Annotated in this window: 12 protein-coding genes and 1 pseudogene; 3 read left to right on the plus strand and 10 right to left on the minus strand. The window is 34.8% G+C overall.

Going from position 1 to position 13,345, the window contains the following annotated elements; genetic code table 11:
• Nucleotides 1-303: 303 nt before the first annotated feature.
• The 5 genes and pseudogenes from Q0K76_RS07655 to eco form a co-directional block, all read right to left on the minus strand.
• On the minus strand, nucleotides 304-1,062 hold the full coding sequence (locus tag Q0K76_RS07655; RefSeq protein WP_363322436.1) for an ABC transporter permease subunit: 759 nt from the start codon (nucleotides 1,060-1,062) through the stop codon (nucleotides 304-306).
• Nucleotides 1,063-1,305: 243 nt separating this feature from the next.
• Nucleotides 1,306-2,178: pseudogene (potH, locus tag Q0K76_RS07660) on the minus strand (putrescine ABC transporter permease PotH); the annotation flags it as partial.
• Nucleotides 2,179-2,496: 318 nt separating this feature from the next.
• On the minus strand, nucleotides 2,497-3,633 hold the full coding sequence (gene potG, locus Q0K76_RS07665) for a putrescine ABC transporter ATP-binding subunit PotG (RefSeq protein WP_294613847.1): 1,137 nt from the start codon (nucleotides 3,631-3,633) through the stop codon (nucleotides 2,497-2,499).
• A gap of 104 nt (nucleotides 3,634-3,737) precedes the next feature.
• Nucleotides 3,738-4,847 carry an extracellular solute-binding protein gene (locus tag Q0K76_RS07670; RefSeq protein ID WP_294613972.1) on the minus strand — a complete coding sequence of 370 codons (1,110 nt, stop codon included), beginning with the start codon at nucleotides 4,845-4,847 and terminating at the stop codon, nucleotides 3,738-3,740.
• Nucleotides 4,848-5,160: 313 nt separating this feature from the next.
• On the minus strand, nucleotides 5,161-5,655 hold the full coding sequence (gene eco, locus Q0K76_RS07675; protein WP_294613850.1) for a serine protease inhibitor ecotin: 495 nt from the start codon (nucleotides 5,653-5,655) through the stop codon (nucleotides 5,161-5,163).
• 105 nt (nucleotides 5,656-5,760) lie between these two features.
• Here eco and ydiK point away from each other — a divergent pair, with 105 nt between their 5' ends.
• Nucleotides 5,761-6,813 carry an AI-2E family transporter YdiK gene (ydiK, locus tag Q0K76_RS07680; protein WP_294613853.1) on the plus strand — a complete coding sequence of 351 codons (1,053 nt, stop codon included), beginning with the start codon at nucleotides 5,761-5,763 and terminating at the stop codon, nucleotides 6,811-6,813.
• A gap of 431 nt (nucleotides 6,814-7,244) precedes the next feature.
• On the opposite strand, the gene Q0K76_RS07685 is transcribed toward ydiK, so the two are convergent.
• The 4 genes from Q0K76_RS07685 to Q0K76_RS07700 all read right to left on the minus strand — a co-directional run bounded on the left by Q0K76_RS07685 (nucleotide 7,245) and on the right by Q0K76_RS07700 (nucleotide 11,113).
• Nucleotides 7,245-7,469 carry a hypothetical protein gene (locus Q0K76_RS07685; protein WP_294613855.1) on the minus strand — a complete coding sequence of 75 codons (225 nt, stop codon included), beginning with the start codon at nucleotides 7,467-7,469 and terminating at the stop codon, nucleotides 7,245-7,247.
• Between the two features lie 465 nt (nucleotides 7,470-7,934).
• Complete coding sequence (locus Q0K76_RS07690; protein ID WP_294613858.1) at nucleotides 7,935-8,198, minus strand: SemiSWEET family transporter; 264 nt, start codon at nucleotides 8,196-8,198, stop codon at nucleotides 7,935-7,937.
• 257 nt (nucleotides 8,199-8,455) lie between these two features.
• Nucleotides 8,456-9,676: an MFS transporter gene (locus Q0K76_RS07695; protein WP_294613860.1), complete on the minus strand. Its 1,221-nt coding sequence runs from the start codon at nucleotides 9,674-9,676 to the stop codon at nucleotides 8,456-8,458.
• 33 nt (nucleotides 9,677-9,709) lie between these two features.
• Complete coding sequence (locus Q0K76_RS07700) at nucleotides 9,710-11,113, minus strand: PLP-dependent aminotransferase family protein (RefSeq protein ID WP_294613863.1); 1,404 nt, start codon at nucleotides 11,111-11,113, stop codon at nucleotides 9,710-9,712.
• 164 nt (nucleotides 11,114-11,277) lie between these two features.
• Here Q0K76_RS07700 and pdxS point away from each other — a divergent pair, with 164 nt between their 5' ends.
• Nucleotides 11,278-12,165 carry a pyridoxal 5'-phosphate synthase lyase subunit PdxS gene (gene pdxS, locus Q0K76_RS07705; RefSeq protein ID WP_294613866.1) on the plus strand — a complete coding sequence of 296 codons (888 nt, stop codon included), beginning with the start codon at nucleotides 11,278-11,280 and terminating at the stop codon, nucleotides 12,163-12,165.
• Nucleotides 12,165-12,758 (plus strand): pyridoxal 5'-phosphate synthase glutaminase subunit PdxT, encoded by a 594-nt coding sequence (gene pdxT / locus Q0K76_RS07710; protein WP_294613869.1) that lies wholly within the window; start codon nucleotides 12,165-12,167, stop codon nucleotides 12,756-12,758. Before pdxS ends, pdxT begins: the two co-directional genes overlap by 1 nt.
• A gap of 147 nt (nucleotides 12,759-12,905) precedes the next feature.
• Here pdxT and Q0K76_RS07715 read toward each other — a convergent pair whose 3' ends face one another.
• On the minus strand, nucleotides 12,906-13,340 hold the full coding sequence (locus Q0K76_RS07715; RefSeq protein ID WP_294613872.1) for a hypothetical protein: 435 nt from the start codon (nucleotides 13,338-13,340) through the stop codon (nucleotides 12,906-12,908).
• Between the last annotated feature and the right edge of the window lie 5 nt (nucleotides 13,341-13,345).

The following is a 13,345-nucleotide window of genomic DNA, read 5'->3' on the forward strand; positions in this document are numbered from 1 at the left end:
ATGCTGAATTTGTTTTAAACATTAAAAGTATAATGTTAAAAAAAAAATTAACTACCTTTACAGCCTGGAAGATTTGTAAAGAATAGTAAATAGCCTGTTTAATGGAATTGAGCTGACACTTGCTGGTTGTTATAAAATATAATAAAGCTATTAATTCATTAGGTTTCGAGCGTTTTAAATATTATGAATTGAGGAGCAATCGCACGCTAGTGGTATTGTTGATATTAGGTTGCAAAAAGCCAATTAGTGAATTATTGCCACATTACGTGGCAATAATAAATTGATTGTAAATGAATAAAAGTATTAACGCATGCGGATTTCGCGCAGACGGCGGCGTTCAGCACGGCGCATTAATAACCACGAAATAAAGCCGATAATACCGACAATAAATAATATAATTGTTGCTAACGCATTTACTTGTGGATCAACACCTAAACGTACTTTCGAAAATATCAGTTTTGGTAAGGTCATCGCACCAGGTCCAGTTACAAAATTAGCAATAACTACATCATCCAGCGATAGTGTAAATGCCAGTAACCAACCTGAAACTAGCGCTGGAGCAATCATCGGCAATGTAATGATAAAAAATACTTTTAACGGATTAGCACCTAAATCTAAAGCCGCTTCTTCAATTGATTTATCTAACTCGCGTAATCTGGCACTAATAACCACCGTTACATAAGCCGTACAAAAAGTTGCATGAGCCATCAAGATAGTTAATGCGCCACGATCTTTTGGCCAGCCTAATACTTGCCCCATACCAACAAATAATAACAGCAAAGCCAAACCAGTTATAACGTCAGGCATAACCAATGGCGCCGTGGTCATAAATGAAAATAAATTTGAACCACGAAATCGCCTAAAACGAATAACCGCATAAGCCGCTAACGTACCCAATACAATGGCAAGTGTTGCTGCTCCTGCCGCAATAGATAAACTCAATCCAACAGCTTTAAGTAGTGTTTCGTTATGTATTAATTCAAAATACCATTTAGTTGAAAATTCAGCCCAAACTGTTACTAATCTTGAACTATTAAATGAATAAATGATCAAAATAATCATTGGTATATATAAAAAGGCATAAACCACTAGTAAAATAAGCCCTTTTAAGCACTTACAAATTAAAGCTAAGGTTACAATAGCCGTCACAATCAGGCTAAAAATAAAACAATTAACATATAAGCTACTATGCGCGATTAATTCCAATCCTGATGACGGAATTAATATGGTTAATAAATAAGAACCAAACCAAGATGAGATAAATACAATCAATGCTGATCGCATAATAATCGGTAAATTGTTCATCTATTTACCCCCTATTTGTCGATTTTGAAACTTATTAAAGTAGTAAATAGGAACAATTAAAATCAATAACATTACCGTTGCAACCGCTGAAGCTGCTGGCCAGTCATGATTATTAAAGAATTCAGTCCATAGCTGTGTACCAATCATAATGCCTTCAGAAGGACCTAATAATTCAGGAATAACATATTCACCAACTGCAGGAATAAATACCAACATACCACCAGCAATTACGCCATTTTTAGTTAAAGGCACAATAATTTTGAAAAAGGTTTTAATTGGCTTACAACCTAAATCCAACGCGGCCTCAATTAAAGTGGAATCAACTTTACTTAGTGAAGTATAAATCGGCAATACCACAAAAGGTAAATAAGAATACACAATACCAATATAAACAGCTAAATAGGTTTTCATTATAATAAGTGGTTGATCAATTATACCCAACCATTGTAAAAAGTTATTTAATAGACCGTTAGGATTGAGTATACCTATCCACGCATAAACTCTTATTAAGAAAGAAGTCCATGACGGTAAAATAATTAATAACAATAGAATGTTTCGGGTTGAAGCTTTACATTGAGAAATCGCCCACGCGAGGGGATATCCAATCAATATACACAATAATGTTGAGATGGCGGCAACTTTTAATGATTGTAAATACGAATCAATATAAATGGTATCGCTAATTAAATTAAGATAATTGCCAAAATTTAAAGTAATATTGAGCAATCCATCATCATAACTTAATAGTTTAGTATATGGTGGTACCGCTAATGCCATTTCCGAAAAGCTAATTCTAAAGACAATTATAAATGGTAACAAAAATAGTAATAGCATCCACAGATATGGAATCGCAATTACTATTAATCGACCATAAAGCGTCATTAAATCAGAATTATCTCGTTGCTGTCGTAATTTTTTGATAGCAAAATAAATTACCACCAAACCTGCCGGAATAAATAAAATACTACCAGCAATAATAAGTCGATAAGCAAATTTAGATGGTTTATAATGCGCTAGATAGGTTCCCAAACATGACACTAGAAAACTCAATGTCATTGCCATAAATAATGCATCTAAAAATAGATTATCAAATGCGTCTGTCGTTACAAAACGCCAATAAACATTGAGCAACACAAATGCATTTAAAAATAAACCCCATAAAATGGATCGCATCACTATATCCTCTCTGGTTTATTCGGTAAGAACAACACAACTATCGACTTCCCAGGATAAGTTAACACTATCCCCCCAAGTTGGCATACCTTTACGATAACGATGCTCATTTTGTAATTGCGCAATAATAATTTGTCCACTATGTAATTTAACATGATAAATAGAGAGATCACCCAAATAAGCAATTTCTACCACTTCGCCAACTGCAACATTATATTTTTCTTCAGGAAGTTCATCACATAGTTTGATTTTTTCCGGGCGCAAAGCAACTTTAATTGGTACACCTTCAACCGCTGGGGAATCATAATCGACTTTTAAAGGTTGTTTAATCATCGGACAACTAATGATCAAACCATCATCTAAAGTTTCTTGCAAAATACCATCGAAAATATTAACTGAACCAATAAATTCGGCACTATAACGACTATTTGGATGCTCATAAATCTCTTCTGGTTCACCAATCTGTACAAATTGGCCTTTGTTCATAATCGCAATTCGCCCCGCCATGGTCATGGCTTCTTCTTGATCATGGGTAACCATAACACAAGTCGCGCCAACTTGTTCTAAAATACTAACTACTTCTAATTGCATACGATCACGAAGTTGTTTATCTAATGCTCCCATTGGTTCATCGAGTAATAGCAATTTTGGACGTTTAGCCAAACTTCTGGCCAATGCTACACGTTGTCTTTGACCGCCAGATAATTGGTGTGGTTTACGTTTTCCAAACTGTTCCATATGTACCAAAGCTAGCATTTCTTCAACACGCTTTTGGATCTCTTCTTGGCTTAATTTGTCTTGCTTTAAACCAAAGGCAATATTTTGTTCAACCGTCATGTGAGGAAACAAAGCATAAGATTGAAACATCATATTAATAGGACGATTATAAGGAGGTACTTGTGATAGATCTTTCCCATCTAAAATAATTTGTCCGGAAGTGGGTTGCTCAAAACCAGCAAGCATCCTTAATAGTGTTGATTTACCACTACCGGAAGCCCCTAATAATGCAAAAATTTCACCAGTATAAATAGTGAGATTAACATCATCGACAGCATAATAATCATCATTAAAAACTTTTGTTAAATTCTTGATCTCCAATAAAGGAGTAATCATCTTTTTTTTAGGCTGTACCTGATTTGTTGTTTTATCGTTCACTCTTTTTTCCTCATAACAACAAGCCAAAAAAACGAGACGGAAAGATTATATCAATCTCTCCGTCTAGAATAAGTTAGTAAATAACCCAAAATACAATAAGTCGCTTATTTACCTGTTTTGAGTTTTGTCCACGTTCGGGTAATTACTCGTTCAAGCTTAGGTTCTTTAACTTTTAAAGTGAATAACTTTTCCATCACTTCAGGTTTTGGATAAACTGCAGGATCGTTTTTCACTTCAGGTTTAACAAACTTGTCATTTGCCACTTTATTAGCACTTGCAAAATTCACATCATTGGTTACTTGTGCTGCAATTTCAGGCTTCATAACAAAATTTAAAAACTCATGGGCTTCATCAACATTCTCAGAGTCTTTTGGTATGGCAAAGGTATCAAAAAAGACCAATGCGCCTTCTTTAGGAATTTGATAACCAATATGCACGCCATTTTTTGCTTCGTTAGCTCTATCACGGGATTGTAAAATGTCACCTGACCAACCTAAAATCACACAGATATCGCCATTAGCCAGATCGGTAATATACTGGGATGAATGGAAATAACGGATATTTGGTCTCACTTTTGCTAATAAATCATATGCTGCTTCAGTATAATCCTTAGCATCGGTACTATTGGGATCTTTACCTAAATATTGCAAAGCACTAGCAAAAATTTCGGTTGGCGCATCTAAAAAAGCTACACCGCAATCTTTGAGCTTTTCCATATTTTCAGGCTTAAACACTAAATCCCAGCTATTTACTGGTGCATCTGCCCCTAAACGTTCTTTAACTTTATCAATGTTATAGCCAATACCTGTGGTCATCCATACATAAGGAATGGCATAAGTATTATTAGGATCGTGGTTTGCCATCAATTTCATCAGATTTGGATCTAGATTTTTCCAATTCGGTAATTTACGCTTATCTAATGGTAAATAAATATCTGATTTTATTTGTCTGGCTAAAAAACTATCCGAAGGTGACACCACATCAAAACCTGAATGACCAGCCATGAGTTTACCTTCCAAAGCTTCATTTGAATCATAAACATCATAAACCAGTTTAATACCTGTTGATTTTTCAAAATCAGAAATAGTTTGTGAACCTATTTGTCCTGCCCAATTATAAAAATGCACGACACGATCTTTAGCTATAGCAGTTTGAGATAATGCTAGTGAAACACCAGCAACGATTGAAAGAATTGTTTTACGTTGAGTAAACATGCTCACCACTTCTCCTCTAGTTAGGGATATTACATGTTAGACACAAGCCCATTGCTAAAAGGCAATGAACCCCCAAATTTTACCAGCTACTGTTAAATATAATCTGGCGAAACCGAGGTAATCAGGCAATCACAAGTCATTAAAATAATTAATGAGCAAGTAGAGCTTAACCTTGCATTACGATGGATAAAATACCTTTTTTTTTAAAGAAGTCCACCTAAAATATTAAATATCATTCGTTTCTGGATTGAGTGCTTATAATTTAGCCTCTCAACCCAGAGTTTACGTTCGAATATCGATTAATTTTGTTAATTTATTCAGCATTAGCTTGCATTATTTTAGCTTTTGGTTGCCAAACACGATATTTGACATTTAGATCATTCGGTACATAAAACACAATAGGTAATTGGCTATTATAGTCCAACCAACCTAAATTATGATTGATTGTGACAAATTTATTTTTAGTAACATTTGCCGGACATGCCATTAAGGTAGATATACCATTATTGACATTCTCTACAACGTAATAAGAATACCCCCACCCTTTTAACTCTTCTTGTTTTACTGTTGCAGCCAAGCTATGAGCGTTACAATCAACACTCATTTCTTTGCCAATAAACACTTCGACGCGCGCATTATTTTCATCGGGTAGAGCTGGCAGATGAATTGCATAACGAGTGTAACCGGACATTGCTTCAGGATAAGGAGCAGTATCATTAGCATTTACAACTGTTTTAGGTAAACGAGGAGTTGTTGCACAAGCTGACAATGCGGCACTCACCAACGCTAATAACATTAATTTTTTCATTTTTATCTCTCCAGTAAAATTATTCATCATTAAAATTACAGTGTATGATTTTTTTATGGTAATGCGTATAATAACATCATATGGTTAAAATAATATGGTAAAAAAATGTCGGCCGAAAAAAATACTTATGATTTATTAAAGTTAATACTAAATCTATTAGTGATTGGATTAATTATTATTGTCACCTATCGTGTAGTTGAAGTTTTTTTATTCGGTTTTTTTTGGGCGGTAATGGTGGTTATCACCACTTGGCCACTGATGATAAAAATACAACATAAATTATTTAATAAGCGTTGGTTATCGCTATTAGTTATGACATTCATATTGGCTTTTGTTTGTGTTATTCCTTTTATTTTAATTATTAGTAGTATCACTCAAAACGGCCATTATTTAATCGAATGGGCTAAAACGTTACCCCATAAAGAACTACCTACATTCGATTGGTTAGAAAACATACCAATGTTTGGTGCTGAATTACATCAAAATTGGATAGAACTTATTAAAACTGATGGCTCAGATTTAGTTAGCAAAGTGCAACCTTATATTGGTACCATGATAGGTTGGCTGTTAGAACAAGCAACTAATATTGGTATTTTCATTTTCCATGGCGGCGTAATGATCATTTTCAGCCTACTATTATTTCTAAAAGGGGAAAGTTTTACCAAATATGTTTATCTTTTTGCCAATCGGTTATCCAAGCAATATGGTAGCACAACTGTAACATTAGCTGGGCAATCAATTCGTGCGGTAGCACTTGGTGTAGTAGTTACTGCCATTACTCTGGCCTTTATTGGTGGAATTAGTTTAGTTTTAACAGGCATGCCATTTCCTGGAATTTTAACTTTAATATTATTTATCTGTTGTGTCGCGCAAATTGGTCCTGTAGTTGTAATGCTTGGTTGTATTATTTGGCAATTTTGGGATGGGCATACTACCTCTGGCATTATTTTAATTGTAGTAGCAATTATATTAACAACACTAGATAGTGTGATGCGTGCTTTTTTAATTAAAAAAGGAGCCGACTTACCATTTTTACTGATTCTTTTTGGTGTAATTGGTGGAATGCTTGGTTTTGGTATTATGGGATTATTTATTGGACCTGTGGTATTAGCATTGACCTATAAATTAATTCAAACATGGATTAATGAACAATCTTAACAACTAATTAACGCAATATAGTATAAATCTAGATTAAAATTTTATTTCAACAAATGAATAAGGATGGCTGTTGATCTTTTGATTTTATGATTTTTACACTTTAAATTAAATTGACAATAAATAACAAACCAATCATCAAAAACTGTGGCGATACCACGCCACAGGTAACCAATTCGTACTTGGTTGCAAATACCTTCTAATGTGTTATGGGGCTCAGGCTTATTATAAATTCGTCCTGTTTTTAATATTAATATTTGTCGTTTTTGCAACTAGGTACCTGATAACATAACTTTTAGCATAGTTGTTCGTTATTATTTTTTTCAAAATAATTATCACAAACTTTTATAGCAGTGCTTGCCACAAGTTGCAATGTCAACAAACCCAATGGTAAGTAAACATAAAATTATAAAAAATGCCTTTTTTATAAATGTTTATTTCTGTTGGGATTCTAATAATTTCAATTTATTTAAAATCCAAGAACGAATGTCAGCAAGTTCGGTTTCAGATAATCCGTTAACAAAATCACGTTTATCGTGTAATGTTTTCCTGTCTTCTTCGGTCAACACTACGCCTTTTAAATTTAATAAAACCTCTTTACGATACATTGAATAAATGAATTCTTTGATTAATTCATTTGAAAAATTGACTTCAACCATAACTATCCCTTCCTTTGTTTCTAAAATTCAATATTCAAACGCAATTTGATAATATTTCTTAAAATACAGAAAGGAAACGTTACTCAATAATACCAGTAACGATATCTTATTGTTCGGCAAATAATGCATACCGATTTAATTAAGATAACATCTACTATAATATGCTAACCAAACCATTACAATGGGTGGCGCCTTAATTAAATTATTTTTTTGGCTTTATAAAATAAATTATTCACTATAGTATTTGATAAGTATTTAACAAACCTGTTGATAACTATGTATCACATTGAAAATAAATATTATTTTAATGCGGTTAAATATTAATCTAGTTTTTTGGCGACTTTATTTTTAGCAAAAAGGCAAGCTTTAAATAAAAAATATGTTCATCTATTTTGATAGATGCAAAAAGATAACAAGTTAAACAAGTAATAGATCCATCCCTTGTTATTACATTGCATTAATAAATTATAGTGCGGTAAAAAAAGCCATTAAACCAAAAATGACACCGGGTGAATTAGCAATAGCAATTGGCCAATCTTTTTTTTCACGTAACAATCCATAGCATACCCACAAAGAGCAGTTAATTGCAGCCGCTAAAGGTTGAGTTGGATTAGATTTCAGACCGATAAGATTATCAATTATTTGTGGGATATAAGAAACATACATACCTAAAGAAGCGACTGTTGCAACTAAACCCAAATAATGGAAAGATTTTGCTGAAAGATGCAAGAATACCTCCTATATAATAGTAGATAAATTGGTTTTTTAAGTATAATTAAGCATTATATTGACTTCAAATAACTAAGCAGAACGGCGACATAAAACACCAGAATAATTAAGACTTCTGTTGCTTATGAAAACTAAAAAACAGATATAATTAATTTAATTATGAGATTAGTTCATCACTTTAATAGATTAAGCTATTAATATTGATAAGACAACTAATTACAATAATTGGTTAAAGCATACTTTATAAATTTAATTATCTAATTTAACTGTTTTTGTTTAGTCTCTTTTCCTAATACAATAATAGCTGCAATGGCGATTAAAATAGATAAACTAAATAAAGCAAAAATAGTACTAACCGCAATACTTCTTGTCATCAATAATCCAACCATCAAAGGTCCTAAAATCCCCCCTATTCGACCAATTGATGCCGCCATACCAGATCCGGTTGCACGAATATTAGTTGTATATTGTTCAGGAGTATAGGCATACATTGCCCCCCAAGCCCCTAAATTGAAAAATGAAAGCAAAGCACCATAGACCAATAATTGATTAGCTGATTCAGCTATGCCAAACAAATAAGCACTTATTAAGGTACCGAGTAAGTAACTAACTAATACCCATTTGCGCCCTACGCGTTCAATTAACCACGCAACTGAAAAATAACCAGGTAATTGAGCGATAGTCATGATTAAGATATATTCAAAACTTTTCACCATATTAAAACCTTTCATCATCATGACACTGGGTAACCATAAAAACATGCCATAATAAGAAAAGACCACACAAAACCATACTATCCATAACATTAACGTTTGATGACGAAATTCTTTGGAAAGCAACGATTGTATCTTAGTTATAATCGACTCTTTTTTAGCCGCTGTATTTAATTGATTATAACTGGCAGAATCTGGTAAATTGAAACGCAAATAAAGTGCATAAAATGCTGGTATCGCACATAAAATCATAGCTCCACGCCATCCCACTGTTGGTAGTGGTATTAAGAAATAAGCAATTAATGCTGCCAGTACCCATCCGACGGCCCAAAAACTTTCAAGGAGTACAACAACGCGTCCTCGAACTTGTGGGGCTACACTTTCACTGACTAGGGTTGAGGCAACCGGTAGTTCTCCCCCTAAGCCCATACCTATAAAAAATCGTAAAACTAATAGACTACTCAATCCCCAGGCAAAGGCACTTAAACCGCTGGCAACACTAAACATTAAAAGCGTAAATAAGAAAGCTGACTTACGCCCTTTTTTATCTGCATAAATACCAAACACAAATGCACCGATTGCCATGCCAACAGAATTGACACTGCCAATCCAACCCAATTGTGCGGGTGATAATCCCCAATCTTGCTTTAATGCGGCTAAAATAAAGGACAGCAACCCAACATCCATCGCATCAAAAAGCCAACCGGTACCTGCAACTAGCAATAGTTTATTGGTGGATAATAATGTGGTTTTAAGATTTTCCATAATGAATCAAGTAAGCTAAGTAATTAATCTAAGCTATGAAAGCAGATTCTGATCAAAATGTCCATAACTTAAGCGTATCATTCCCAGCTTGTCACCAAAGTCTATACCTTGCGATACAATGATATTGTTGGTAAGAAGCTGATTTAATAATGTTGTTTCTTGCTGGGCACTACTTACAAGTAAGTGCGCATATAAATGAAAGCCTCCTAAAGGATTTTGATAAGTTATTTCATTATTAAAATAATGATTAAGCCAATTCATTAATTGCTGCGCTTTGAGTTGCAATTGATGCCGCAATGATTGTTGATGGCTAATATAGTGATTTTGTAAATATTGTTGTGCTAATAATTGCGGCAAAATACTTAACCCCGAATCGATATGCTGGCGTATTTTAGCCAAATTTTCAATAATATTACGTGGAGCAATCATCCAACCTATACGGATATTACGACCAATATATTTAGAAAGTGATCCTAAATAGATTACTTGATTATTTAGATCAAATTTCTTGATGGGAGTGATGGCTAAATTATCATTGAATGCTAAACCACTATAAGCATCATCCTCGACAATACCAATACAGTGTGAACGGCAAAAGGCCAAGACAGCTTGTTTGCGTGCATCACTCATTACCAAACCGGTTGGATTTTGAAAAATAGGATTTAAAAATAGCCATTTAATTTTGTGTTGTAGTAGCGTAGTTTGTAAGCTAGCTAAAGTAATCCCTTGTTCATCACATTCAATACCATACAGCCGTAAGCCAGCAGCTTGAAATAAAGGCAACGAATAAAAATATGATGGTGATTCAATACCTATTGCATCACCAGGTTTGAGCAAAGCTTGCGTAATCAAAAATAAAGATTGTTGCGTGCCAGAAGTAATTAGAATTTCAGCTTCATCCACCACCATATTGAAGCTATTTTGCATATAATCAACAATTTGTTGTTTGAGTGCTGGTAAGCCTAATTGTAGTTTATCGCTATTTTTTTCATACATAACAAGTTCGTGTGATGAGACATTAGGCAACTGTAATTTAGGTATCATGATTGTCGGTAAATCACCATTAGCCAGATCACAAATAGCGGTATTTTGCTTACGCAGTTGTTCTGCTTTTTGCTGGTAAATTGATTGCTTATTTTGATAAAAATGAACAGGTAAACGCCAGTTGATAGTAGAGCTTGCTTGAACACCCCATTTTTTATCATTAACAAAGGTGCCACTACCTGCTCGCCGCAGTAATATGCCACGTTCAGTTAATATATCCAGAGCATGAACCACAGTCGAACGGTTGATGTGTAAATTTTTGGCCAATTCACGTTCTGACGGCAAACGTTCGCCAGAAATTAACAAGCCTTGCTCAATATAATGTTCAACCAATGAGGTTAATTTCTCATAAAGGGCACCATCAAATGTTATTAATTTTTGTTTATCCCACATAATAATTACATCTTTTTATACTGAAAAGTATGCCTTTCCTGAAACATCTTTACAACCATATAAAATTGGATGGTTTTATTATAGTCCAATTGGCTGTTTATTACTGTATTTTATTTTTGAATAATAGATCCCGAAACACTAACAATAATTAATTAGGAGTAAAAATGAACCAAATTATAGGTTCTCAAACCGTTAAACGCGGCATGGCACAAATGCAAAAAGGCGGCGTTATTATGGATGTTATTAATGCCGAGCAAGCTAAAATTGCCGAACAAGCTGGCGCGGTTGCCGTGATGGCATTAGAACGCGTTCCTTCCGATATTCGTGCTGTTGGTGGCGTTGCCAGAATGGCTGACCCGACAATTGTCGAACAAGTCATGCAAGCAGTTACTATTCCGGTAATGGCCAAAGCTAGGATTGGGCATATCGTCGAAGCGCGTATTTTAGAAGCTATGGGAGTTGACTATATTGATGAAAGTGAAGTATTAACACCTGCTGATGATCAATACCATTTGCTAAAAAATGAATTCGTGGTGCCTTTTGTTTGTGGTTGTCGTGATTTGGGTGAAGCTTTGCGCCGTATCGGCGAAGGTGCATCCATGTTACGAACTAAAGGTGAACCCGGCACCGGCAACATTGTTGAAGCGGTGCGCCATATGCGAAAAGTGAATGAACAAATCCGTTTGGTGACAAGTAAATCTAAAGATGAACTGATGACCCTAGCTAAAGAAATTGGCGCCCCATACGAATTAGTACTACAAGTCAAACAATTAGGTAAATTACCCGTTGTAAACTTTGCTGCTGGTGGTGTGGCGACTCCAGCCGATGCCGCATTGATGATGCAACTTGGTGCCGATGGCGTGTTTGTTGGTTCGGGTATTTTTAAATCGCAACATCCGGAAAAATTTGCCAAAGCTATTGTACAAGCCACCACCTATTTTGACGATTATCCTCGTTTAGCGGAGCTTTCAAAAGGATTAGGTGATGCCATGAAAGGGATTGAAATTAGCCAATTAGCTGCATCGGAAAGAATGCAAGATCGAGGTTGGTAATGGCACAATTATCCAAGCAAAAAGCCCTAAAAAAAATAGGGGTTTTAAATTTGCAAGGTGCGGTAAGTGAACACCTTAACGCACTAACAAATATTGATAATGTGCAAGCCATCGCAGTTAAAGATGCGGTGCAATTAGCTGATTTAGATGGTTTAGTGATTCCTGGTGGTGAATCAACTGCCATCAGTCGCTTAATTAACCAAAATAATCTAGCTACCGCTATCAAACAAATGGCGCACCAAGGTAAAGGTATTTTAGGTACCTGCGCCGGATTAGTACTTTGTGGTTGTTCTACTTCCCAAAATGAAGTAGAACAACTCAAACTAATCGATATTTGTGTCGAGCGTAATGGTTTTGGACGGCAAATTAATAGCTTTGAAACAAGCTTAGATATTGCAACAATCGGTAAGCACATTCCGGCTATTTTTATTCGTGCACCCTATATTGCCAAAGCGGGTGATCAGGTTAAACAACTAGCCTTTGTCAATGGCCATTGTGTTATGGCACAACAAGATAACATTTTAGTTTGTTCCTTCCACCCTGAACTCAGTGATGATAATCGGATTATCAACTATTTCGTGGATTTATGCTAATCTCAATTCAATAAAACAACTTAATCTATCATCCCATGTTTAAGATGGGATGAATAAAATAAACTATAAAATATAATCAATTGTTAAGCCCGTCATCGTTAAATCTTCCATAAAAGTAAGCAATTCACATCAATTTTATTGTATGATTCAAACAGACTCTCGTGACCAATGTGTTTTATGGGCAAAACCGATTACATTGTTAGTCATTTTGATCTGTTGTAACTGTAACGACCAAATGGGCGCTTTGATAATTCTAGCAAATGGAAAAGCTTGATAATAAAGTTGATAAGCTAATTGAGCAGGTTGATCGGTCAGTTGACTCGCTACAGCTTGAAATTGAATCCCTTGAATTTGAGCTACGGTTTTGGGCGTGAAGCTAATTGTACCAGCTATCATTGGGTTCTTTTGCATCGCTTTTGCATGCGTGGTTTTTAGTTCGGAGAGAATATATAAACAAAGTAAATCCTGGTCAAATACATAAAAAGCATTACACGCCCAAGGCAGGTTATTAGGTAATAATACACTCAGTGAAAGTACATGCTGTTGTTTGATAAATTTGATGATTTTAGGATTTAATTGCATATCTA

It is taken from the genome of uncultured Gilliamella sp. (assembly GCA_945271295.1).
Classification (GTDB): Bacteria; Pseudomonadota; Gammaproteobacteria; order Enterobacterales; family Orbaceae; genus Gilliamella.

Excerpts from the sequence above, each read along its gene's own strand:
- Q0K76_RS07655 (WP_363322436.1), bottom strand. The coding sequence starts at position 1,062 with ATGATTATTTTGATCATTTATTCATTTAATAGTTCAAGATTAGTAACA.
- Q0K76_RS07670 (WP_294613972.1), bottom strand. The coding sequence starts at position 4,847 with ATGTTTACTCAACGTAAAACAATTCTTTCAATCGTTGCTGGTGTTTCA.
- eco (WP_294613850.1), bottom strand. The coding sequence starts at position 5,655 with ATGAAAAAATTAATGTTATTAGCGTTGGTGAGTGCCGCATTGTCAGCT.
- ydiK (WP_294613853.1), top strand. The coding sequence starts at position 5,761 with ATGTCGGCCGAAAAAAATACTTATGATTTATTAAAGTTAATACTAAAT.
- Q0K76_RS07685 (WP_294613855.1), bottom strand. The coding sequence starts at position 7,469 with ATGGTTGAAGTCAATTTTTCAAATGAATTAATCAAAGAATTCATTTAT.
- Q0K76_RS07695 (WP_294613860.1), bottom strand. The coding sequence starts at position 9,676 with ATGGAAAATCTTAAAACCACATTATTATCCACCAATAAACTATTGCTA.
- Q0K76_RS07700 (WP_294613863.1), bottom strand. The coding sequence starts at position 11,113 with ATGTGGGATAAACAAAAATTAATAACATTTGATGGTGCCCTTTATGAG.
- pdxS (WP_294613866.1), top strand. The coding sequence starts at position 11,278 with ATGAACCAAATTATAGGTTCTCAAACCGTTAAACGCGGCATGGCACAA.
- pdxT (WP_294613869.1), top strand. The coding sequence starts at position 12,165 with ATGGCACAATTATCCAAGCAAAAAGCCCTAAAAAAAATAGGGGTTTTA.
- Q0K76_RS07715 (WP_294613872.1), bottom strand. The coding sequence starts at position 13,340 with ATGCAATTAAATCCTAAAATCATCAAATTTATCAAACAACAGCATGTA.